General features: G+C 59.8%; 23 protein-coding genes. 17 read left to right on the forward strand and 6 right to left on the reverse strand.

The annotated features are described in order from the left end of the window. Positions 1-3: 3 nt before the first annotated feature. The 4 genes from ABAC460_RS35595 to ABAC460_RS35610 form a co-directional block, all read right to left on the reverse strand. Positions 4-1,500 (reverse strand): carboxylesterase/lipase family protein, encoded by a 1,497-nt coding sequence (locus ABAC460_RS35595; protein WP_023453473.1) that lies wholly within the window; start codon positions 1,498-1,500, stop codon positions 4-6. Between the two features lie 151 nt (positions 1,501-1,651). Further along, a complete protein-coding gene (locus ABAC460_RS35600) occupies positions 1,652-2,233 on the reverse strand; it encodes a YdeI/OmpD-associated family protein (protein ID WP_023453475.1) in 582 nt (193 codons plus the stop codon). Then, positions 2,233-3,120, reverse strand: a complete 888-nt coding sequence (locus ABAC460_RS35605; RefSeq protein WP_031236761.1) for a hydroxypyruvate isomerase family protein — start codon at positions 3,118-3,120, stop codon at positions 2,233-2,235. Before ABAC460_RS35605 ends, ABAC460_RS35600 begins: the two co-directional genes overlap by 1 nt. Before the next feature lie 222 nt (positions 3,121-3,342). Then, entirely contained in the window at positions 3,343-4,104 is a 762-nt protein-coding gene (locus ABAC460_RS35610; RefSeq protein WP_031236762.1) for an SDR family oxidoreductase, read from the reverse strand. On the opposite strand from ABAC460_RS35610, the gene ABAC460_RS50150 reads away from it, so the two are divergent. After that, entirely contained in the window at positions 4,070-4,237 is a 168-nt protein-coding gene (locus ABAC460_RS50150) for a hypothetical protein (RefSeq protein ID WP_162150310.1), read from the forward strand. The two genes, ABAC460_RS35610 and ABAC460_RS50150, sit on opposite strands and share 35 nt — an antisense overlap. A 72-nt stretch (positions 4,238-4,309) precedes the next feature. Then, positions 4,310-4,783, forward strand: a complete 474-nt coding sequence (locus ABAC460_RS35615) for an NUDIX domain-containing protein (protein ID WP_023453478.1) — start codon at positions 4,310-4,312, stop codon at positions 4,781-4,783. A 51-nt stretch (positions 4,784-4,834) separates the two neighbouring features. On the opposite strand, the gene ABAC460_RS35620 is transcribed toward ABAC460_RS35615, so the two are convergent. Further along, a complete protein-coding gene (locus tag ABAC460_RS35620) occupies positions 4,835-6,265 on the reverse strand; it encodes a M23 family metallopeptidase (RefSeq protein ID WP_023453479.1) in 1,431 nt (476 codons plus the stop codon). A gap of 532 nt (positions 6,266-6,797) precedes the next feature. On the opposite strand from ABAC460_RS35620, the gene ABAC460_RS35625 reads away from it, so the two are divergent. Beyond that, positions 6,798-10,328, forward strand: coding sequence for an intermembrane phospholipid transport protein YdbH family protein (locus ABAC460_RS35625; protein WP_023453480.1), 3,531 nt, complete (start codon positions 6,798-6,800; stop codon positions 10,326-10,328). Between the two features lie 16 nt (positions 10,329-10,344). Here the strand turns inward: ABAC460_RS35625 and ABAC460_RS35630 are convergent, their stop codons facing one another. After that, positions 10,345-11,382, reverse strand: a complete 1,038-nt coding sequence (locus ABAC460_RS35630) for a potassium channel family protein (RefSeq protein WP_023453481.1) — start codon at positions 11,380-11,382, stop codon at positions 10,345-10,347. A gap of 140 nt (positions 11,383-11,522) precedes the next feature. Here ABAC460_RS35630 and ABAC460_RS35635 point away from each other — a divergent pair, with 140 nt between their 5' ends. The 14 genes from ABAC460_RS35635 (at position 11,523) to ABAC460_RS35675 (ending at position 23,287) form a co-directional block, all read left to right on the forward strand. Then, a complete protein-coding gene (locus ABAC460_RS35635; protein ID WP_031236765.1) occupies positions 11,523-11,705 on the forward strand; it encodes a YnbE family lipoprotein in 183 nt (60 codons plus the stop codon). A gap of 25 nt (positions 11,706-11,730) precedes the next feature. After that, positions 11,731-12,114, forward strand: a complete 384-nt coding sequence (locus ABAC460_RS35640; protein ID WP_023453483.1) for a YdbL family protein — start codon at positions 11,731-11,733, stop codon at positions 12,112-12,114. A gap of 78 nt (positions 12,115-12,192) precedes the next feature. Next, the gene (locus tag ABAC460_RS35645; protein ID WP_155914631.1) at positions 12,193-13,281 is read left to right on the forward strand and encodes an LOG family protein; all 1,089 of its coding nucleotides are present in this window, start codon (positions 12,193-12,195) and stop codon (positions 13,279-13,281) included. Positions 13,282-13,336: 55 nt separating this feature from the next. Continuing rightward, positions 13,337-13,912: a DUF4352 domain-containing protein gene (locus tag ABAC460_RS48305; protein ID WP_023453485.1), complete on the forward strand. Its 576-nt coding sequence runs from the start codon at positions 13,337-13,339 to the stop codon at positions 13,910-13,912. A gap of 175 nt (positions 13,913-14,087) precedes the next feature. Next, positions 14,088-14,744, forward strand: a complete 657-nt coding sequence (locus ABAC460_RS35650) for a hypothetical protein (RefSeq protein ID WP_023453486.1) — start codon at positions 14,088-14,090, stop codon at positions 14,742-14,744. Between the two features lie 81 nt (positions 14,745-14,825). Further along, positions 14,826-15,032 carry an RHS repeat domain-containing protein gene (locus ABAC460_RS35655; protein ID WP_023453487.1) on the forward strand — a complete coding sequence of 69 codons (207 nt, stop codon included), beginning with the start codon at positions 14,826-14,828 and terminating at the stop codon, positions 15,030-15,032. 187 nt (positions 15,033-15,219) lie between these two features. After that, positions 15,220-17,421, forward strand: a complete 2,202-nt coding sequence (locus ABAC460_RS49665; protein WP_155914632.1) for a hypothetical protein — start codon at positions 15,220-15,222, stop codon at positions 17,419-17,421. After that, entirely contained in the window at positions 17,418-19,829 is a 2,412-nt protein-coding gene (locus ABAC460_RS35665; RefSeq protein WP_023453489.1) for an RHS repeat-associated core domain-containing protein, read from the forward strand. The genes ABAC460_RS49665 and ABAC460_RS35665 overlap by 4 nt, the downstream gene beginning before the upstream one ends. A 10-nt stretch (positions 19,830-19,839) precedes the next feature. Further along, positions 19,840-20,154 (forward strand): DUF6572 domain-containing protein, encoded by a 315-nt coding sequence (locus tag ABAC460_RS49670; RefSeq protein WP_155914633.1) that lies wholly within the window; start codon positions 19,840-19,842, stop codon positions 20,152-20,154. Positions 20,155-20,441: 287 nt separating this feature from the next. Continuing rightward, positions 20,442-20,645, forward strand: a complete 204-nt coding sequence (locus ABAC460_RS51195) for a DUF4372 domain-containing protein (protein ID WP_081716528.1) — start codon at positions 20,442-20,444, stop codon at positions 20,643-20,645. 45 nt (positions 20,646-20,690) lie between these two features. Continuing rightward, the gene (locus ABAC460_RS35670; RefSeq protein ID WP_023453490.1) at positions 20,691-21,389 is read left to right on the forward strand and encodes a transposase; all 699 of its coding nucleotides are present in this window, start codon (positions 20,691-20,693) and stop codon (positions 21,387-21,389) included. A gap of 3 nt (positions 21,390-21,392) precedes the next feature. Beyond that, positions 21,393-21,677, forward strand: a complete 285-nt coding sequence (locus ABAC460_RS51245) for an EndoU domain-containing protein (RefSeq protein WP_081716529.1) — start codon at positions 21,393-21,395, stop codon at positions 21,675-21,677. Positions 21,678-21,679: 2 nt separating this feature from the next. Continuing rightward, complete coding sequence (locus tag ABAC460_RS49675; RefSeq protein ID WP_155914634.1) at positions 21,680-21,952, forward strand: hypothetical protein; 273 nt, start codon at positions 21,680-21,682, stop codon at positions 21,950-21,952. A 222-nt stretch (positions 21,953-22,174) separates the two neighbouring features. Further along, the gene (locus ABAC460_RS35675) at positions 22,175-23,287 is read left to right on the forward strand and encodes an acyltransferase family protein (RefSeq protein ID WP_023453491.1); all 1,113 of its coding nucleotides are present in this window, start codon (positions 22,175-22,177) and stop codon (positions 23,285-23,287) included. The last annotated feature ends 21 nt before the right edge of the window (positions 23,288-23,308 follow it).

A 23,308-nucleotide genomic window follows, 5' to 3' on the forward strand; every position in this document is an offset into this window, starting at 1 on the left:
GGTTTATCTGCCGCGACCGAAAAAGGCTCTGAACAGGGCCAGTTTTTCCGGCAGGAGGATCGGGCGCGATGATACCGTTTCGTCGAGGATGGCGATCGTAGGGGCGCTCGTTGCGTAGGGCTGCCATAGGTTGGGATTGCCGTTCGCGACCCAATTGACCCAGATTGCCATCATCTGTTCGGAGATAGCGCGGTCGGTGTCGGTGAACGGCCGCCCAGGTGTATCCAGTACGCCGAAGACATAGGGTATTTCTGACGAGTGGAAGGCCCGGTAGCGCGCCGATTCCGGTCCCGGCTCGATATGGGTCCACAGATAGGCGTAGATGGGCTGCCGGCTGGATTGCATGCGGTCCCCGGCCCAGAAGGCCATGGCGGCCAGGCCCTGGTCGCGGGCCAGGTCGTCACGTGAGGCCCGGGCTTCGGTGTCGGTGGTGCCCGCGGGATAGACTTTGAGAACCTGATCGGCAAGCGGTCCATAGGTCTGCGCGATCATCGTCCGGTAGGAGTCAGGCGTCAGGGTGTCCGGCTGGAAGAAGCTCTGCGCGCTTGTCTCATTGGCCGTCATGCCGGTCATGATAGGGACGTCGTTGATCGGCGTCGTGCCGGGCAGGACGTTGCCGTCGATGATCGGGCGAAAGGCGAGGCCGCTCTTGCGCACCGTTGTGTCGAGGTCGGCCGGGCTGAGGCGGCGCAGGTCGTTGAGGTTAGCGACGCCGGCGGCGGTGACAAGGGCTTTGCCGTCTGCGTCCGCGCTCGACCGGTCGGCGAAGCGCAAGCCGATACTGGAACCGCTCTGGGCGATCGCCTGGCTGAACAGGCCGCTGGCCTTGGGGCTGGCCAGGAGGGCATGGACGGAAGCGGCGCCGGCGGATTGACCGGCTACCGTGACGCGGGACGAGTCACCTCCGAAGGCGGCGATATTGTCGTGGACCCATTGCAGGGCGGCGATCTGGTCCTGCAGGCCGTAATTGCCGGAGACGCCGCTTTCGGTCATCAGGTCCGGGTGCGACAGGAAGCCGTAGACGCCCAGGCGGTAATTGATCGTGACGACGATGATGCCTTTGTCAGCCAGGGCCGCACCATTGTAGATCGGCACGGCGCCGGACCCGCCCGTGAAGGCGCCGCCATGGATCCAGACCAGGACCGGGAGTTTTGCGTCGGCGGTTTTGGGTGTCCAGACATTGAGGTAGAGGCAGTCTTCGCTGACCGGTCCGGTCGGAAGATATTCCGGCGTCCAGGGGCCCAATCCGCCGGGCGTCAGGTTCTGCTGGCAGTCCGCGCCGAAGTGGTCGGCCTTGCGGGTACCGGTCCAACTGGCCGGTGTTGCGGGTGGTTTCCAGCGGCGTTCGCCGACCGGTGGTGCAGCGAAGGGGAGGCCCAGATAGGCGGTGGTGGTCTTGTCCGGAATGACCTCGATATCGCCCTGGGCCGTGTGGACGGTGCCGGCGAGGGCAGGCGTTGTAAGCGCAAGGGCCAGGACGGCGATCAGGGGTTTGAGCATGTGCCAAGCCTTCCAGAATATGAGCCATCGTAACAGGAAAATTACGGCGGGCCAAATCCCCCACCGTCTCATTTGCTTCCAGCAAATGATCCACCTCCCCGTATAACGGGGAGGGATAAGATATTGAAAAATCTAGTCTTCGTATCCTGGTCTAGTCGTCCAGGCCTTTGCCGGCCAGGATCTGCGGGGCGGCCTTGTCGATGCGGGCCTCGCGGGTCTTGGATTGTTTCGCCGAGGAAAAGTGCAGCAGGTAACCGCGCTGGCGGCCCGGTGTCAGAGCCTCGAACGCCATCCTCAGCGCCGCGTCCTCGTCCAGGCGAAGCTGGAACTCCTCGGGCATGGAGAATTGCGAGGTCGGCTTGAAATCGACCTTCAGACCGGCCTTTTCGACGCCGATGGCGCCATGGATATAGGCCTTGAGCAGGTTGTCCATGCCGTCGATCTGGTCGGCATTGGTGAAACGGATCTGGCGCGCCGACTGGACGTTTTCCGTCTGTTGCACCAGGACCCCGTCGGGATCGCTGATCAGGGCGCCCTTGAAGAACAGATAGGCGCAATAGTCCTTGAAGCCGTGGATCAGCACCACGTTCTGCCCGTTCAGCGTGTAGCAGGGATGACCCCACTTGAAGTCCTCGGTCAGGTCGCAGGCCAGGGCGATCGCGCGCAGCTTGACGAAGGCGTCGTGCCAGGACTTTTCCCGCGCCAGGTAGGAATCGACCTTGGGGTTGCTCATCAGGCAAGCCCTGCCGCAATCGAAAGGGTAGCGGCGTCCCTGAAGGCGCGGTCATTGTCCTGGTCGAGCGGCATGTATTCCAGCCCGAAGACGCCGGTATAGCCGGCGGCGCGTATGGCCTTCAGCAGGTTGACGTGATTGACCTCACCCGTGCCGGGCTGATGGCGGCCCGGGACATCGCCCAGTTGGACGTAGCCGACCTGGTCGATGCCGGCCTGGAACTTCTCGATCAGATCGCCGTCTTCGAGTTGCATATGGTAGAAGTCCCATTGCAGCTTGACCATCGGTGAATTGACGGCGCGGCAGATCGACACCGCCGGGCGCGAGCCGTTGAGCAGGTGGTTGGGGTGGTTGACCGTGTTGAACGGCTCAACCAGGGCCATGACGCCGGCAGCTTCCAGCAGCGGCGCGATGCGCATCAGGCCAGCAGTATAGCCGCTGAGCATGGCTTCGCGCGACAGGTTGGGAACCACCGCATGGCCGACCAGGGTGATCGCCTTGCAGCCCAGCGTATTGCAGTCGACGATGGCCTGTTTGATCATATCGGCCAGTTCTGCGTGCTTGGCCGGATCGGAGAAGGCCGGCGCCGCCGGGGCGAATTGCGAGACCTTCAGGCCATGCTGATCCAGAAGAGCGCGGACCTTGACCGCGTCGACGCCCTCGCGGTTGACCGGCCAGAACTCGACCGTGGTAAAGCCGGCCTTGGCAGCGGGCGCGAACCTTTCAAGGAAAGGGAGTTCGCGGAACCATGTGTCGAGATTGATGGCCCACGGCTTCAGCGCCTTTTTGACGTCAATCGCAGCCGGGGCGGCGCTGGCGGTAGAAGCGAGGCCGAGCCCTGTCAGGCCTGTCAGGCCGGCGAGGGCGGCGCGGCGGGAAGTGGTCATGTGCATTGTCCCTGTCTTTATTGTATGACTATCTATGCCGAAAATAGCGCGTTTGGCGAGGGGCGATTTCTTGGCGACGACCCTTAAAGAAGAGGTTTGCAGATGAGGGAAACACCTGCGGGCCAAATCCCCCACCGTCTCATTTGCTTCCAGCAAATAATCCACCTCCCCGTATAACGGGGAGGGATTAAGTTATTTATATTGCTGTCTTTTTTGGTCGGTTTAGAGGTCGAACATGTCCATGGTCTTCCAGTTCAGGTGTTGGCCTGAATCGACGCAGATCATCTGGCCGGTGACGCTGGGGGCGCTGAGCAGGTAGACTGCGGCCGCGGCCACCTCTTCCGGCGAGGTCGGCTTCTGCAGCAGGGTCGAGCGGGCTTCGCGTTCGAAATCCTTGTCGCTCTGGTGGATGGATTTGAGCGTCGGACCCGGGCCGATGGCGTTGACGCGGATGCGCGGCGCCAGGGCCTGAGCAAGTGTGCGGGTAGCATGCCACAGGCCCGCCTTGGACAGGCCATAGCTGAAGAAGGGCGGCGAGGGTTTCAGCACCCGCTGGTCGATCAGGTTGATGATCGAAGCGCCATCGGGCATCGGGGTCTGCGCCGCGAAGGCCTGGCTGAGCAGGATGGGCGCCAGCAGGTTGGTATTGGTGTGGGTGGTAAAGCTGTCGACCGTCACCGTGGCGGCGCGGTCGTCGGCAAAGATCGAGGCGTTGTTGACCAGGACATCCAGCGGGCCCAGGGCCCTCACGGCATCGGCGATCAGGTTGGCAACGCAGGCCGGCTGGCTGAGGTCGCAGCCGACCGGGGCGGCGCGAACACCGATGGTTTCGAGTTCCGTGACCAGTTCCAGCGCGTCGTCGCGCGAGCGGTTGTAGTGGACCGCGATGTCATAGCCCTGCCGCGCCAGGGCCGTGGCTATGGCCCGGCCGATGCGCTTGGCGGCGCCGGTGACCAAGGCCCGCTTGGGGGCCCGCTTAGTCAACGCGGCGGAAGTCGATCAGGTTCAGGACGATGTTCAGAACGAGGTAGCCGGCGAGGACGTAGATGGCGGTCATGGCAAAAAAACTCCGGAATTTCTGTCCCTGTTAAACGTGTCGGGCAAAACGGGCAAGTAGGCTGATTAAATTCTTGAAATGTCCTGCATTGTCCACTTGCGAAATGGTCGCAGGACGTTCACATCTAGAGCCATGGAAGACTGGAAGAGAATTGTCGAGCCTTACTCGCGCCCGTTCTTTTTCGCCCTGTCGCGAACAACGCGGGGCAAGACGTTGGGCGTGCGCGGCCTGGTGCTGGACAAGGACCAGCGCGTCCTGCTGATCGAGCACACCTATCTTGAAGGCTGGTGGCTGCCGGGCGGCGGGGTCGATGCGGCCGAGACGGCGCATGAGGCCGTGGCGCGCGAGTTGCGTGAAGAGGCGGGGGTTCATCCGCTGGAACTGCCCAAGCTGTTGTCGGTCCATTCCAACGAGCAGTTTTTCCCTGGCGACCATGTGCTGCTGTTCCGCGTCGACGAGTGGGAGCCGGTCGAGATGAAGGCGCAGGGCGAGATCAAGAATGTCGGCTTCTTCGCGCTGGACAAGCTGCCGGATAATATCAACGGCGGGAGTTTGCGGCGGATCCAGGAAGCGTTGATGGGCTTCCCGCCCGATCCGATTTGGTAGAACCGAGCACCAGCCATACCTCCCCGCGAGCGGGGAGGTATGGCTGGTGGATTATCGTGCGCCGCGGGTTGACGACAGGGCCGGGCGCAGTTGCGCGCGGCCGTTCGTGCGCACCGGCGCCGGGTCGGTCTGGGCCAGGGCCGCAGGACGGCTGGTCGCGTCCTCGTTCTCAAAATGATAGGCGCCGGCCTGCATGGCCAGGCTGTCACCCGAACCGTCGGTGCGCTTGACGTCGGCCATGGCGACCATGGTGTCGATTTCGCGCTTGCGGGCACGGAAGGCGATCAAGTCAGGGCCCGTAAGTGTGTTCGACTGCGGCACCTTGGCGCTGCGCGGATCGATCGGACGCTTGTCCTTCCAGACTTCGAAGTGCAGGTGTGGACCGGTCGAGCGGCCGGTGGTGCCGACATAGCCGATAACCTGGCCCTGGACGACCTTCTGGCCCGGCTTCACGGCAATCGACGACATGTGGGCGTAGCCGGTTTCCCAGCCGCTGGTATGACGGATGCGGACCCAGCGGCCATAGCCGCCCCACCACTTGGCATCGACCACGACGCCGTCGCCGGCGGCTTCGATCTTGGTGCCCGTCGGCGCGGCGAAGTCGATGCCGGTATGCATCTTCATGAAGCCGACGATCGGGTGGAAACGCATGCCGAAGCCGGACGAGGTTCGCGCGCCGGAAATCGGGGTCGCCAGCAGGAAGCCTTTGATATTTTTGCCGAATTCATCGTAGTATTCGACGGTCTTGGCGCCCTGAGCCTGGAAGGAATAGAAGCGGTCGATGCCACCCTTGGCCTCGATCTCGGCATAGAGCAGATTGCCTGCCTCGACGGTGCGGCCGCTTTCGGTGACCTTACGGTCGAAAACCAGTTTGAAGGTGTCGCCGGACTTGATGTCGCGCTGGAAGTCGACCTTGTGGGCGAACAGCTTGACGACCTGCTGGGTCAGGGACGGGGTGGCGCCCATGGCAGCGGCGGAGGTGAACAGCGAGCCGTTGATCTCACCGATCGCCACGCGGCGCTCGGCACGGATGGGTTCTTCCAGGGCGCGGAGGCGCATGACGCCGTCGCCCGATGTGGTCAGAGCCAGTTGCTTGGCCGGGCCGGTGCGGACCGTCAGGCCCAGTAGTTGCGCCGGCTTGGACGGATCGAGCGGGCGGGCAATGGCGGCTTCCAGGCTCTGGCCCGGACGCGGCGCATTGACGTCGAACGCCTTGGACAGGAGGCCCACAGCCACCTTGGCTTCACCCGGTGACACGCCGGCGCGGACAATGGCGTCGGCCAGGGTTTCACCCGCGCGTACGGAAATGGCGACGTCTTCGGGCTGGTTGTAGCCCGGGCGGGCGGCGGCTTCAGCGAAGGCCTGAGTTTCCAGCGCCATGGCGGCGATAGGATCCAGCGGCTGGGAAAAGCCCGTGACCGGCTGCAGCACGTTCCACAACAGCACGCCCAGAGTCAAAGCGGTCGCCGATGCAAAGATCATCGGCGTTACGCGGACGGGCTGTCGGCGGGGATCGTGTTGAGCCATGCTTGTCGAAAACGTCCTGGTTTTACAGACGTCGGACGTCAGGATATTTGCGGTTTTACGTCCGTTCATATCCGTCTTTACCGACCCTGAGGGGCTACCTTGACCTGAGTCTTGATCTCGCGAAAGGCCCTGCTTACGCCGAAAAAAGGCGAAAATGAGGCGACTTTCATTGCCTCCGGACCGGTGAATGGACCGCACTTTTACGGGCTCTTGGTTAAAATGAGCCTTAAAAAAGCTTAACGAAAGGTTTACAAAAACCGTGTTCGCGAGGAGTCTGCGCCTAAGGGCTTCTAAAGACGTGAAAAATTTACGCAAAACGCTACTGAACCCAAAATGTCACTGTCAAGGCTGGATAACCGTGATTTGTGGCGGAAATGGTGACTTCGAGGGAAAAAAGAAAAGCAATGTGTCCACAATTTTTAACAAGTTTGAGTGATATAGTCGTTTACCAAACCTCAGAGCGCGCAGAAGCCCAACCCGTCTGAATATGAGCAAAAGTCCGTCCCTGAGCGATGATGAAGCCTTGTGGTTCCCGGTGCATAGCAGCGGCGGCGACAGCTTTTCCCGTCCGGTTTCGCCGGACGGCGCGCCGCGTGACGGCGTCGATCTGGGGGGCGACGACGGTATTGGCGTGCCTGCCAGCCGCGCACCGCGCGGCCCGCGGCCGCCGCGAAAAGGTATCCGTCCCTCGAGCTGGCTCTGGCTGACCCTGTGGGGCGCCGCCGCTTTGGGCATCGTCACCTACGCGGCGCGCAAGGAAATCGCCACCGTCGCCATCGAAAACTGGCTGAAGGGGCAGGGGGTCGAGGGCGCCCACCTGAAGATCACCTCTCTGGGCTTCGGGCAGGCGTCCGGACAGCTCTATGTCGGTGAAGCCAAGGAGCCGGAATTCTCCATCGGCAAGTTCGATGTCGATTATAAGCTTCAGCCTTTTTCCGGCGGTGGTCAGCCCTTGGCGCGGGTCAGCCGTATCCACCTCAGCCGGCCGCTGGTCCAGTTCAGCTTCAAGGACGGCAAGCTCAATTTCGGTTCGCTGGACAAGCTGATCCAGAGTGCATTGACGGCGCCGCCGTCCGACGCGCCGCCGCCCGAGTCGATCGTCATTGACGACGCCACGGTGCGCGTGGTCACCGACTACGGCCTGGTGCGTGGCCGTGGTGGCCTGACTCTGACGCAGGGCCGGATTACATTTGCCAAGGTCGAAATGCCCGGCGCAGAGCTGTCGGGTCCGATGGGGTCGGGTGAACTGCTGGGCGGTGTGATAACGGCCAAGAGTGTCGGCGTGGCCGGCCCGGGCGACCAGCTCCATGTCCAGGCGCGTTTCGAGGCCAGGGACTGGGAGATGCGCGCTGCCGATCCGGTGGAAACCGCCGATGTCAGCCGCCGTCCGACCAACCTGCAGAATGTCACGCTCGATCTCGACTCGCTGCTGCCCTACCGCAAGACCACATCTGTGGCCGAGGCCTTTAGCGGACCGACCGAGCATACCGTCGCCATAAGGGCAGCCGGTGTCCAGACGGCCGATGCCGACATGGGCGGGCTGGAGGCCAATCTCCACGTCAAGGGCGCGCTGAAGACCACGGCCAGCGGCGCCAACCTGACGGGTACGGCCTTCACAGGCCAGGGCCGTCTGCTGGCCCGCGCCGACAGCGTGATGTCGGGCAATATCGACAGCCGCGATATCCGTATGGATGGCCAGAACCTCGCGGTTTCCGCCAAACTGTCGATGACCGAGCCGGCGGCGATCGAGATCAAGGGGCCGGTGACCGGTTCGGCCGGCGCCCTGCGGCAGGACGACCTGTTCGCCAAGGACGCGCGCCTCAACCTTAATGATTTCGCCCTGGCGGTGGACGGCGACGGCGTCGAAGCCGACTTCGGCGGCACGGCCACGGTCGGCCATGTCGCTGTGGCCGACATCGCGTTGGATGGGATGCGCCTGTCGTTGACCGGTACGGGTGGCAGCGATGCCACGACCGGCCATTGGGGTGTCGACATCCAGAGCGATGTGGCCAGCGACGCTGGCAGCTATGGCGGTCTCAAAGCCATGGCGACCTCACGCGTCAAGGCTGAGGCCGAACTGGCCACCAAGCCGCCGGTACCCGGCGCGCCCAACCCGCCGCCGCCCGATGCCGTGGTCATGCTGGACCGGGCTCTGACGCGCTTTACGTTGCGGGCGAAGAGCTTGAACCTGTCGGTCAACGGCACCGCCGAGGCCGGCGCCCCGGCGCAGTTTACGCTGAAGGCCCGCAGTCCGATCGAGCTGGGCTTAAGCGGTGGCGGCAAGGCGACGGTCGTGCCCGATCCGCAGAAGCCCTTGCTGGGCAGTAGCCAGGTCGGTGCGTTCGGTGTGTCGCTCAGTGGCCCCGACCTGCCCAGTGTGGCTCTGACGGCGAACAACGTCGGCCTGACCGATACCGGCCTGTTCGCCGGCACCTATGCCGCCAAGGCCGATTTCGACTTTTATCCGGTATCGGGCGGCCGTTTCGAAGGCGAGGGCCGGTTCACTACCACCGCTGACGCCGGGTTTGCCGTGACCCTGGCCAAGCCCGCCACGGTTACGGCCGCTTCGGCCGTTCTGGGTGACAACTTCACCGATGTGTCGCTGAAACTGGCCCAGACCGGCCCGGTCTTCCTGGCGATGGACAGCAAGGGCGGTTTCCGGGTGGCCGGGGCGCTGAGCGGGCTGAACCTGAACGCACCCAACCTGCAGGCGCGAATGGGTGGCGGCGAGGGGCCGTTGGAGGCCTTCGCGATTCCTGGCGCGGAGGCTGTCGGCCTTAAGATGGGGTTGACCGCCGGCGTGCTGACCGATGGTTTGACCGGCGAGCAGCAGCGCTTCAACCCGCTGACCCTGACCGGCACCCTGACCAATGACGCCAAGGTGCTCAAAGGGCGTTTCATCGCCGCAGTTCAGTCGACCAAGCACAAGCTGGCCAATGTCAATCTCGACAATAATAACGTGACGGGTGTCGGGTCGTTGAGCTTCTCGACGGCCGACTACCTGACCTTCTCGCCGGAAGGCCTGCAGCCGGTTTATCTGAGCCCGCTGGTTGCCGCCATCTTCTCACGCGATGTCACCGGCAAGGCGACCTTCAACGGCGCCATCACCTGGGACAAGACGACATCAGGCAGCGGCGGCGTCATGACACTGGACGGGCTGGACTATGTCGGCGCCACGGGCATTTCGCGTGGTCTGAGAGGCCGGATCGTCTTTACGTCGCTGGCGCCGATGCTGAGCGATCCCGGCCAGATGATCAGCATCGACTCAATGGATGTCGGTGTGCCGCTGTCGGACCTCAAGCTGAGCCTGCAGTTCAAGGGTGAGACCATCGCGCTGGAAAGTGCCGTGGTGCAAAGCCCGGGCGGGCCGCTGTTCCTGGAGCCGGCGGTGTTGCCGCTGGATGGCAAGTCGGCAATTTCCGGGGCTGTCAAGTTCGACGGGCTCGACTTCGGCAAGATCATCGCGGCCACCGACCTGGCGACCTCCATGACCATGGAGGGCAAGCTGAGCGGACGGTTGCCCTTCAAGATCGAGAATGGCCGGGTCAGCATCTCCGATGGCCTGATGAAGTCCGACGCCGCAGGGCTGATTTCGATCAAGCGCACGTCGGTGACCGGCATGGCGGCCACTGGCACGGTGACGGCGGAGGATCCGAACGCGCCTAAGCCGGTCGCGCCTCAGGCCGATCCGAACTTCAACCCGTTCCAGGACCTGGCCTTCCAGGCGATGGAATGGATTCACTACGACCAGATCGATGCCCGCCTGAACTCGATCCCGGGCGGCAAGCTGAACATCAACTTCCATATCAAGGGCCGTTTCTCGCCGCCGCAGAAGCAGAAGGCCAAGATCAGCCTGTATGACTATATTACCGGCAAGTGGATGCAGAAGCCGATCAAGCTGCCGTCGGACACGCCGGTCGAGCTATATCTGGAAGTGCCGATCAATCTGGACGAGATCCTGGACGACCTGACGGCGTTCAATGTGCGAACGGCGGCGAAACCGCAGGCAGTGCAGTAAAAAGGCAGTGCAATAACTACTCCACCGCCTTTTCCGTCCGGGTAATCTCGACGATGACATCGCCGGCCTGCAGCGCCCGGGCCTGGGCTTCCCAATAGCCGTAGACCTGGCCGTCGCGGCAGATGCGCAGGCCCAGCCCGGTCTCGATACAGTTCAGCGGCCGGCCGAGCTCGGCGGGCGTCACTTCGCGCTCGCGCAGGACCACCTTGCCGTCGGCCGAGGCCAGGTCGGCGATATAGTCCACAACATGGCCGCCTTCCGAAGCGCGGGCCAGCAGATGTCCGCCCATGCTGACCGGATTGATGATGTTGTCGACCCCGGCCTGGCGCATCAGGCTTTCGTTCTCGGAGGCGCGCACCGTGGCGCTGATCGGCACTTTCGGATTGATCTGGCGCGCGCTGAGCACGATCAGCACGGTCGAGTCGTCGCGGTGGGTCGAGACCACCACCGACCGTGCCGTGCGGATGCAGGCGGCTTCCTGGACGGCATTGACCGTGGCATCGCCTTCGATGGCGGTGACGCCGCGCTCGGTGGCCGCTGCAATGCGCGAGGCGTGCTGATCGACCACGACTATGGATTCCGGCGCCACGCCCTGGCGCAGCAGCTCGGTGACGGCCGCCTCTCCGGTGGCGCCGTAGCCGTAGACGATGATGTGGTCTTTCAGGCCTTGGCGGATCATGCGTGTGCGAAACTGCTCCCAGGTGCTTTTCAAGGCCAGAGTATAGGCCGTGCCGAAGAAGATGATCCAGATAAAAAGCCGTACCGGCGTGACGACGAAGGTGTCGAACATGCGCGCCCGGTCGGATACCGGCACGATATCGCCATAGCCGACCGTGGTGATGGTGATGGCGGTAAAATAGACCACGTCGGTTAAGGACACCTGGCCGTCGATATTGTCCTTCAACCCGTCGCGGTCGGCCAGGTGCCCGCCCAGGGCGATACCGATCAGGACCAGCACCAGGACGGCGCGCAACAGCAGGGATTGCCAGATGTTCAGCCGGCCCTTGCGCTTGAGGACCGTGGCGGCCGGGGAGGGGGAGGCGCTGAGCAGCATGACAAATTCCGTAAGGTGCGACGACGGCTTAGCACACGGCTTTATATGCGGAAAATATGCTTTCCGTTCAGCCACGGTTCAGCCTATATCTCTTATTACTGTGACACACGCTGTTGGAACGGCGGGATGAGGAGCCATATATGAAGAAGGCAGTTGCTATGGCTGTGGCTGGGGCGAGCGCGGTGGCGTTGATGGCATGTACGCCGTCGGTGAACGTCAACGTCAATCTGGCTCCCATCTACGCCAAACTCGATGTCAATGTGAAGGTTCAGCTCGACGAGGACGTGAAGGCCCTGGTGCAGCAGAACCCGAACCTGTTCTAACCGCGTGATCTGAGTGAGAAACACCATGAAAACGAGCAAATTTTTCAAAGCCGTGCTGACCGCCGTCGCCGTGACCGCTTCGGGCCTCAGCGTCGCCGCCATCCTGGTCACGCCGGCCGCTGCCGATATCGCTTCGTCGAAGGCCACAGTCGATGCCGCCAAGCGCGCCGGCACGGTCGGTGAGAAGCCCGACGGCTTCTTAGGGGTTGTCGGCGGTGCCGACAGCGCCACCCAGGCCGCGGTCGTCGAAATCAACGAAGGCCGCCGCCAGGTCTATGGTCAGGCCGCCGCCAAGAACGGCGTGTCGATCGAAGCCGCCGGCCAGTCGGCCTTCGTCAATGTCATCCTGCCGAAGCTGAGTTCGGGTGAATATTACCAGGACGCCTCGGGCAGCTGGGTGAAGAAGTAAGCTAAGGCTGATTGCGTTTTACAGACCCCTTCGCAGGCGACTGCGGAGGGGTTTCGTTTTTCCGACAGGGGGAACCCCATGCGGGTGTTGACATCGATACCGGAAATGGATGCGTGGCTGGCGGACGGCGCGCGTGTGCTGGCCCAACTGAAGCTGTTGCCGCCGGACCTGCCGGCGTTCGACACGGGTGTCTACACGGCGATGGACCTGTATGCCGGCCTGCGGGACGACGGCAGCAACTGGGAGGCGACGCCCGACCATGCGGGCTTTCGCTGGTTCATGGAGGGACCGGGAAAGCCGCGCGCGCTCAGCCTGGCCGAGATGATTTCGGCGCGGCTGCACGATTCGGTGCAGGAACGCGACGTCATGCGCTTCCTGGAGGGGCGCAAGGTGGTGGCGATCATGGGCGGGCATGATGTGCCGCGCCAGGTCGATGCCGGGCCTGACGTCTACTGGCAGTGTGTGTCGATTGCCAAGACCTTGTCGGAAAAGGGCTTTTTGATCCTGACCGGTGGCGGGCCGGGCTTGATGGAGGCAGCCAATCTGGGCGCCCTGCTGACCGGGGCGGATCCGGCTTTGGTCGAGACGGTGCGTGGTCTGCTGCCCAACGCGCCGTTCGGCTCGGCGGCTTGGCGGGCCAGCGCTTTGGCGGCGCGGCGGGCGATCCTGGGCTACGCGGCCCCGGCCGGGCATCAGGAGAGCCTGGGTATACCGACCTGGTTCTACGGTCACGAGCCGCCGAACCTGTTCGCCAGCCACCATGCCAAGATGTTCTACAACAGCCTGCGCGAGGACGGCCTGGTCACCTGGGCGAACAAGGGAATCCTCTATTTCGAAGGCAATGCCGGCACGGTGCAGGAAATCTTCCAGGACGCGGTGCAGAACTATTATTGCGCGTCAGGGACGGCAGCGACGCCGATGATTTTCTTTAATGGCGACTACTGGGACCGTCCGTGTGACGCCCTTTCGACGTCCGATGACCGGCCGATGGATAAACGCAAGCCGTTGCTGCCGTTGATCCGGCAACTGGCGGCGGAACGGGCGTTCAGCCACGCACTGCTGGTCACGTCCGATCTGGAGGCGGTGGTGCGGTTTATTGTGGAGGCCGATGCCGTGACGGTGCCGCATCAGGCCGACGTCAAGCTGAACCAGGCAGGTGACATGTAAATTTGCCGGAAGCGGGAGTGTTGCGCGATCGATTTTTTATGCCGCGCGGCGCTGCATGGCCGAAACCGAAAACCGCGAGGCTGCCATGCGCCATGTTCTTCTTGCCTGTACCGTCCTGATTGCGGTGACCGCCTGTTCTCCGAAGGGTGGCGTTCCTGCGGCCTCGTCGTCTGTGGCGGCCGGGGTGCACTATATCGACCAGACCGTGAAGGTCGGCAACGCCGAGGTGGTGGTCAACGAAATGTGGTCGATCGTCGACTATCCTGAGGCTCCAAAAGGCGCCGTGGCCGTGGCGGTGCGCTGGACCGTGCACAATGCCGGCGATAAGCCCCTGACGGACAAGGCGTTTCCGGTGATGCGACTGGTCGACGGCAAGGGTGTCGTCTACAATCCGGACAAGGCCCTGACCGAGGCCATCCGTGACGACCGTGCCATGTCCGACCCGGACGGCAGCGACCTTAATCCCGGTTTGGCGGAGACGCGGCTGGCGGTATTTGAAGTCGCCGCGGCCCGCTTTAACCTGTCGGACTGGTACATGCTGCCGGCGGACGGGGTGAAGATGGCGTTCTGTAGCCAAGCCCAGGCGCTGGACGGTAAATGTCCGGCAAGCATGGGTGTATCCGCCTCTTGAACCTGCGCGAAAAGCATGTTTTACCCGCTATAGAGGTGTGCGTATGGCGGGGGAATTTTCCAATCTTGTAGAGCGTGGTCGCATCTGGCTTGAGGCCGGGCGGGCGGCTGTGCACCTAGCGTTGGATCATCCGGTATGCAGTAGGGCTTTCCAACTTCTGCATCGCCGACGGCGTATGGTGGCTGTGTCGGGATCAGTGCTGCTGCATGCTGTGGTCCTGCTGGCATTTCTGTTGCCGGCCGTGCGGATGGGTGGCTTGTCGGCCGGCGGCAGTGTTGGCGACGGCATGGGCGTGGGCCAGGGTGTGGATTTGACGCTCTATGAGTATGCTCAGCCGGCGCCGCGGCAGGTTGAGGTCAAGCGGCTGGATGCCGAGGATTTGCAGGAACTGACGCAGCTGGACGTTGCGGAACTTTCGGATGAACCGGTGTTTGAGATCGCTGACACCGTGTTCAGCGAGTTCGCAGCGATGAAGGTTGTCGAGGTGTCTGCGACCGAACCGTCCACCTCCGAGAGGGCAAGCGAAGCCAATCGCGGCGCAACGGGTGTTGGCGGTCTGACCCAGGGCGAGGGCGATGATCTCTGGGCGGCGATCGCGCCGTGCTGGAGAAAGGTACTGGATGAACACACGGTGCCTGTGACGCTGGAGGTCACGTTTTCGGCGGGCGGGGGGCTGGCGGAACCGCCGGTGATTCTGCGCGGAGAGGCTTCGGCCAGCGATCCCAAACGGCTGGTGTCGGAGTCGAAAGCCATCCAGGCTCTGGCGGAATGCGGCGCCTATCCGATGGCCGGCGGCCAGAGTCATGTATCGATCAACTTTCCGGCCCTGTAAAAAAATTGCACGCAAGGGTTATTGCGTTGGGAGCGAATTGGGTTATGGTCAATTCACGGCTGTTACCGAAGGGGGCAATTCATGTTGAACGCGATACGCACCGCTGTGTCTTTGCTGGCCTTGGCCGGCTGCCTGATGGCGGGCACGGCGGCAGCAGGCGAAACCAAGTACAAGTATGACGCGCTGGGGCGTGTCATCGAAGTCCTTTATCCGGACGGCTCCAAGATCACCTATGCCTACGACGCTGCCGGTAACCGCACGCAGACAAAGCGTACGGCGGGCAGCTAATTCCGGTTGCAATGAAGGCCTGTGTAGCTTTTTGATTGCGCATTTGATTTTGCCCGCCTCCAAGCCGGTACCCACGCGGTCGAGTTGGGGCTCTCGGCTGAGGCATTCGCGCAAACCGCAACACCATCACCGTTAATTATTTCAGCGTTTTTACGGAATCGCAGGGTTGGATTTTGGAGTTTTTTGGATGCTCGACGGAAAATCTTGCATATTGGTGCGGTTGCCATTGCTGAGCTTGATGGTGGTTTGCCTCGGCACTGCGGTGTCACATAGCGCCAAGGCTCAGAGCGGCGTGGGCATTTTACCTCCGACGGTTTCGGCTCGCGACGTCAATGGCGTCGATTTGATTGGCGGGTCATTGACCGTGCCGATGTCTACCCTGGCAGCGGGTAGTAACGGCAGTGGCATTTCCAGAACCGGCCTGGGCTATAATCCGATTACGGATAATCTGTCCGGTACGATCACTGCGGGATTTTACAATGGTGATAAGTACAACGGCATGGTCAATGTCAGCGTGAACGGCACCAGTGAGTGGTTTTATTTTCCCCAGTGGACAACTGCAGATAACGTTAATTTTATAGACGGGTATGGCAAAAGCGAGGAGACGGGCTATGACTGCTCTCCCCAAGTTGCGGGGTCGCCGGATGGTCAAGGGTTTGGCTATGACGAATATTTCACACATTGTCAGCTTAACGGGCAGGCGTCTGAGTATACGGCGACGACTTTAAATTGCACTGGATCGACCTGTACCTTTGTCATGCGCGACGGCTCGGTGGCGACGTTCCTGCGGACGCACATGGGGCCAAGGATGCTGGGCTTGCAGGGCAATTATGGACGCATCACCAAACTGGTAAAGCCAGACGGTGAGGTGTTGGAATATTCTTATTGGCACCTGTATATCACTCAGAATGCATACCCAATTTCCATCAATATGAATGCCCTCTCCCCGCTTCAGGTGACGAGTTCGCTTGGCTGGACGGTAAGATACCAATATCAGAGTTCTTTCGGGCCGCCGCCGCCAGAGAAGATTGCCATCGTTAATGCAACTTTGGACTATTGCGATCCTACTGCGAACAGATGTGCTGCCGCGGACCAGGCGACATCTCCGTACCTCAGTGGTCAAGGTTTTTATCCGAATTCCGGGCAGTCCATCGGCGTGACGGCGGGGAATACCAACCCCTGGCAAACATGGTATGTATCCGGCTATTCAAGTCCTGCGGGGGGAAGTGTCTCGACCACGCTTTTTCCGACCCACACGGGTACCAATGCCTTTTGGTATTGGGATAATGATAACAAAGTCAAGACATTGACGCGCAATGGCAAGACGTGGTCCTATGCCTACTCGCTTCCTTCCGGCAGCGGTATTAGTACAACAACCGTAACCAATCCGGACAACACCAAGCGTTACCTTAAATTTTTGGGCCATCCTCGCCCGAGCAGTTATCGTTACGTGCCTGTCGAGTCCGTTGAGGATGAGTTGGGCCGCACAACAAAATATGTTTTCGCCAGACCGCCCTACATCGGCAAGGTGATCTCTCCCGAGGCGACCTATAGTGGTTCGACCCTCACGGGGGGATACACACAATACGACTACGATTCCCGGTGGAATCCGACGCAGTCGAAAACCTACCCGGAAGGGGGCGGGACACCGATCACCGCGTCGGCGGTATATCCCGCCACCTGCACCAATCGTGTAACCTGTAACAAGCCTACATCCGTGACCGATGCCAACGGAAACACCACGACCTTTACCTACGACGCTGTCCATGGCGGCATTTTAACCGAAACCGGCCCGGCGGTTAACGGCGTCCAACCGCAAAAGCGATACAGCTACAGTCAAATTACGCCTCGGCTCAAGTCCGCCACGGGCACTATGGTGGCCCAACCGCCGGTATGGCGACTTACCGGAACGTCTGTCTGTAAAACCATGACGCTTGCGACCTGTGTCGGGACATCGGATGAAATCAAAACCACCATCAGCTACGGTAGCGACAACACAAACCCGGTCTATAAGAATGTCCTGCCGGTATCGGTGACAACTCTCGGCGGGGGTGGGTTGTCGACTACGATCTCCTACACCTATGATAATTTCGGCCATGTCACCTCCGAAAAAGGGCCGCGAACGGATGTCGACGATACCCGATACACGACCTATGACCTGTATGGGCGTCCCCGTCTGAAAATCAGTGCGGATCCGGATGGTTCCGGTCCCCTTCGCAGACAGGCAACGCGGACGACCTATGATCCTGAAGGCCGGGTTTTGCAGGTCGAGGCCGGCACGGCCAACACCACGTCCGGTTCAGATTTCACCGCCGCCAGCTATGTTTTGAATACCTATGACACCACCAGCGGCATGCCGACCAAAACGCAGACTGTGGTGTTGCCATGACCTTTAAAGGCCTTCTGACGAGCTTGCTGGCTGTGTGTGCGTTCGGCGCGGCGGTAACACAGAGTGCGGCGCAAACTGTCGTAAATGTCACTCAGATTAATTATGACGAGTATAACCGGCCGATCTGTACCGCGGTCCGTATGAACCCGGCGGCTTATGGTGCTTTGCCGTCAGACGCCTGCGCTTTGGGACTTGAAGGAAGCTTCGGTCCTGATCGCATTACGAAAAACCAATATGACGTGGCCGGGCAGTTGACGGATGTCATCCGGGCTTACGGCGTGACACAGGGCAACGGTTTTCCGCAGACCCTGCAGCAGACCTATGCCAAATATACCTACACGGTGAGCGGTCAAAAGGAGACGGAGAAGGACGCCAATGGCAATCTGACGACCTTCGAGTATGATGCCTTCAATCGGTTGAAAAAGCTGCGCTATCCCAATGTTGCATTGGGTGCCGGTTCTTCCAGCACGACCGATTACGAAGAGTACGACTACGACGCCAACGGCAATCGCAATTATTGGCGCCGTCGTAACGGCACGGTTATTCGTTACTGCCATGACCCTCTGAATCGTACGGTTCGCGAAAGTGTTTCCGGGGCACTCTGCGGCTCGCCCGGGCAATCCGTCGATGTCTTTACCGGCTACGATCTCATCGGGAATATTCTCTATAAGCGCTTTAGCGGCACGGCCGGGGGAAACCCCGGGGTGACCTATGCTTACGACGGCCTGGGTCGGGTAAGCGACAGCATGGACATGTACGGACGGGCGGTGCACTATGATTATAATCAGGCCTCGGCGCGATCAAAACTGACCTATCCCGACGGCAAATGGCAGCCCTACACCCGTGACACGCTCAACCGGCTGACGTCCTCGGGGATGGGGGCTTACAGTTTCACGCTCGGTTATGACAACCTGGGGCGCATGACGTCCGTCTCGCGCAACAATTCAACCACCACGTCTTATGGTTACGACAATCTCGGCCGCCTGACCTCCATGGGACATGATATGGCCGGAGCGGACGACGATATCAACTGGCTTTTTAAGGAACGCAATCCGGCGGGCCAGATCACAATCTGGGACGCCAGCACAACCCGTTACGACTATGATGAACAGACGTCCAGCACGGAAAACCCGGTCTATGACGGCCTGAACCGCGACGCGACACTGGCCAGCATGACCGGTGGTTATGATGCCAATGGCAATCTCGCCAAGGAAGGCAGCGCGTCCGACAAGCGCTGCATGACCTATGACAACATGAATCGTCTGGTGTCTGTGGCATGGTGCAATACACCGTCCATACCATTCCTGACTCTGACCTACGACCCGGAAGGACGGCTGGCGGCCTACAGCTACAATCTGGTCACGACCCAGTTTGCTTATGATGGCGTTAACCTGATCGGCGAATACCAAAACGGTACGATGAAGCATCGCTACCTTCACGGTGGCGGGACGGACAATCCTGTTATCTGGTACACAGACTCGAGCGTCACGAGCGGCGCCCACTTTTTCGTCACCAACTACCAGGGCAGCGTTATCGGGACGACGAATACGTCCGGCACGCGGATGGAACTGTACAAATACGATCCCTATGGTGTGCCCAAGAATTTCTACAATAATAACTACTGGGGCGGATCGCGGTTCCGCTATACCGGCCAGTACGCCATTCCGGAAGCCAAGCTTTACTACTACAAGGCGCGGGTCTATGATCCGAATTATGGCAGGTTCCTGCAGACAGATCCTATCGGCAGTGATGATGACTTGAATCTTTATGCGTACGTCGGTGCGGATCCAATAAACTTCGCTGACACCACTGGCACGCAGGTTTGTTCACAGTGCGTCTATGCCGATCCAGCAACGATGCCGGATCGGGAGGGATATCGTCAATTTGGAAACGCCTTGGCAGATCTTGCTGAGGGGGGGGCAGAATTTGCAGATAACTTCGGCGCTGGCGTGGCTGGAATGGGTGGTGAATTTGCACTAGGCGACTATCTGGTGGCGAGGCCGATCTCAGCGCTTCTCCGCGGGATATCGGGTGGGTTGAGGAACTCGCGCACCGCACCTGAGGCTCAGATTCTTCTTAATAAGGCTGCTGGAGACGCATTTCAAGCTCAGGTCGCTGCGCAGAAAGCGGTAACGAATTCGAATGTGCAGACCGAGATTACCGTAGTCACTAGGAGTGGGGTCAAGACGCGCCTAGATGTTGTATCGAGGGACACAAAGGGTAATATTGTTTGCACTGAATGTAAGGCGTCTAACACTGCTCCCTTGACTGGAAATCAAACGGTGGCTTTCCCAGAAATCGGTCAAACTGGCGCGACTGTTGTAGGTAAGGGTAAACCTGGTTACCCTGGCGGCACTCAAATTCCCCCCACTACCGTTGAGGTTGTCAGAAAGAAAAATGGGTCGTGAGGATTAAGTTATGACTGTAGAGAATGTAGATATTATAGATTTTATCAGTTTAGATAATGAATGTGGTGATGTCGTGTTGACAATATCTGATCATTTAGAGTGGGGCGGTGATCACATAATAATTCTGCAAGAAAAAATCAATACATACTTATCTTTTATAGAGAGTGGTCAGATTTTTTTTTCTTACCCTTTGGCAAAAGGAAAAAAAATTACCATAGAAGTTGTCCACAAATATCCACCTGATGAAATTGGACTTTCTTTTTTTCGTAGCGCCGCGCCAATAATCTCTTCTGCAGGAATGAGCCTTCGTCATAGGAATCTATGATTGAGAATCGGCGTACAAAAAGGACCCACTTAATCGGGGTGATCGGTGCAAAAAGACCTATGAGGGTAGCAGTCATGAGGGTAGAAGTCGTAGAAGTCGTAGAAGTCGTAGAAGTCATAGAAGTCGTAGAAGTCGTAGAAGTCGTAGAAGTCTAGAAGTCAGAAGTCGGAAAAGGGGTCAGAGTCACTGCTGTCCCACAGGCCTTGAAGTATAAGGCGGCCTGATTCTGCCTCTTGTGATACAATGGCATTACCACATCCCATTGATTCACAACGGAGAACCAGACCCTGGCGCACCATAGCACAGTTTTTGGACAATTCTTACGTTTAGTCCCGAGACATGAGTTCGATAGCCTGTCGCGGGCACATCACGCAGGGGCTCCGCTGCGGTCAATGAGCCGTTTTTCACAGTTCGTGGCGCTGGCTACCGGCCATTTGGCCCATCGCATTTCCATCGCATTTCGGGGACAGGTTGTTAATTGCCTAATTTAAAATTCGTGTTAACATGACGGCCTTTCGGAAACCGGAGTTGCGTCGATGGCTCGTCTTGCCCGTATGGTCATTCCTGGCGTTCCTCACCACGTGACTCAGCGTGGCAATCGCCGCGAGCGGATATTCTTCGAGGCTGGCGACGAACAGATTTACCTCGACCTCATGAGCGCACAACTGCGGCGGCACGCCGTCGAGTGCTGGGCCTACTGCCTGATGCCGAACCATGTGCACCTTATCCTGACGCCGTCCGACGAAGGCGGTTTGGCGCGGGCGGTCGGTGAAGCCCATCGCCGTTACACGGCCTTTGTCAGCACGCGGGGGCGGTGGAGCGGGCACCTGTTCCAGGCGCGCTTCGGTTCCGTCGCCATGGACGAAGATCATTTGATGGCGGCGTTTCGGTATGTCGCGCTCAATCCGGTCAAGGCGAAGCTTGCGGACAGGGCTGAGGCATGGCCATGGTCGAGTACCCAGGCGCACTTCGCGGGCAGGGATTCGGATCACGTCACGGTTGCTCCAGGGCTTGATCGCATTGGGGATTTTTCCGCATTCCTTACGGATGTGCCTGAGGATCACGCTTTGTGGTCTGAGGTTTTGATGTCCGAACATACGGGCCGGCCGGTCGGGACCAAGGCATGGATCGAGCAACTGGAACAGGCGTCAGGCAGAACGCTCTCACCCCAAAAGCGCGGCCCCAAGCCAAAGGTCAAGTCGCAACGAAAGGATGATAGCCTGCGTCTATTTTGATATTTGACAACCTGTCCCCGAAATTTTACTGGCGACGCAACAGGGGGCGGACATCTGGCAGGCACCGGGATCCCTGGGAAAACCGAATTCCCGGCGAGTTGGTCTGCAGACAAAATTATGACTACACTGTCTGACATAGTAACAATGCCAAGCCCAAGCGGCGGTAGGGTTGTGCAAGGTTCAAGAACAGTTACTAGTCATACAGTTGACGGTGTAGAAATCAAAGCTGTTGATAATGGAGTAGACATTATTACAGGACATCCGACCAATTTACCATGGAATCCATAGCTATGACTCAGGAAGAAAGGGAAAATTTATTTATCATACAGACTGATATTATGAATATTGGTTGCGCTTTTAGTAATTATATTAGGCCTACCTTATCACATGAAGAAAGTAATCATCTGTCTGAATTATTTTTGGCAAATGAGTACGGGGAGGCAATGTATTTTGTAAATTGGATGATATCTGAAGGAAAATTGAAAATAAATGATGAGAGTGGTGGGTATTTAAATAAAATTACGGATCTCATTAGGCAGGTTGAGAAAATATATTCAGTTTAGAAGAATTGGGGGGGCGGTATGCGTGACCCACTGGGGATTTCGGGAACAGGTTGTTATATTGTGTAAATTGGTGTCGTGGCGCGGTGAAGGAGCGTGGCATTCACCTTAGAGTCCACAATCCAGGCACGCTTCCTGCACTTGATCCGTCAAATTCCCGTTTCGGGATAATTTCCGACGCCAGCCCTAGCGGTATCTTAACGCCGCTGATCCAGGATCGAACACATGCAGGATCACCTCAAGCCCCTGACCTCGCTCCGGTTCTTCGCCGCCGCGTGGGTCGTGCTCTATACCTATATCCATGAGCTCAATACCCCCATCAGCTTCGGGCTGATGGAGCACGGCTATCTCGGTGTCGACCTGTTCTTCATCCTGTCGGGCTTCATCCTGTCCCACGTCTATCTCGACAGCGTGGGCGAGGGGCGGTTCTCTTATGGCACCTTCGTCAATCACCGCCTGGCGCGGGTTTATCCGCTGCATGCCGCCACCCTGCTGTTCGCCATCCTGCTGATCGGCGCCGCCGCGCTTAAGGGCGTCCAGCTCGATCCCAATGCGCAGAACTGGGCTGCGCTGCCTGCCCACCTGACCCTGACCCAGGCGTGGGGCCTGGCGCCCAGCGCGTCGTTCAACCATCCGTCCTGGTCGATTTCGGCCGAATGGTTCGCCTATCTGTGTTTCCCGGTCGTTGCCTGGGGCGCCTGGCGGCTGCGTCACCGTCCGATCACCGCCGTGGCCATCGCTGCCGCCGTCGTGGTCGCGCTGAACCTCGCCTTTGGCGCCATTGCCGGCTTCCCGCTGACCAAGGCCACCTTCCAGTGGGGAGCTTTGCGAATCGTCCCGACCTTCCTGTTCGGCGCGGCTCTGTACCTGGCCTGGCGCAATGGTGCGGTATCCAACCCCAAACTGGCCGTCGCCGGCGCCGTGATCGCCAGCCTGACCGTCATCATTGCGACCTCGTTCTACGGCATCGACACTATTTCCGTCCTGGCCTTAGGGCTGCTGGTCCTGTCCCTGGCAGGGTTTGGGCGTGATGAGCAGGGCGCCGAGACCGGCGGTATCCTGTCCAGCAAGGTGCTGGTTTACCTTGGGGAAATCAGCTTTGCCACCTACATGATCTACGTGCCGTGGAAGTGGGTCTATCTGAAGGGCGTGAATATGCTGCTGGGCAGCGAAGGTCCGCTGCCGTTCTTTTGGTGGCTGGCCGGACTTATCGCCCTTATCCCGCTCAGCATGCTGGCGCACCATCTGATTGAGCGGCCTTTCCGCAATATTATCAGAGACTTGGGTGCGCGTTGGGCCTCTCGCAAACGCGAGATTCACCTCTCGTTAGGGGAATAATTCAGTTAACAATTTACGTGA

The organism is Asticcacaulis sp. AC460, from assembly GCF_000495795.1.
Classification (GTDB): Bacteria; Pseudomonadota; Alphaproteobacteria; order Caulobacterales; family Caulobacteraceae; genus Asticcacaulis.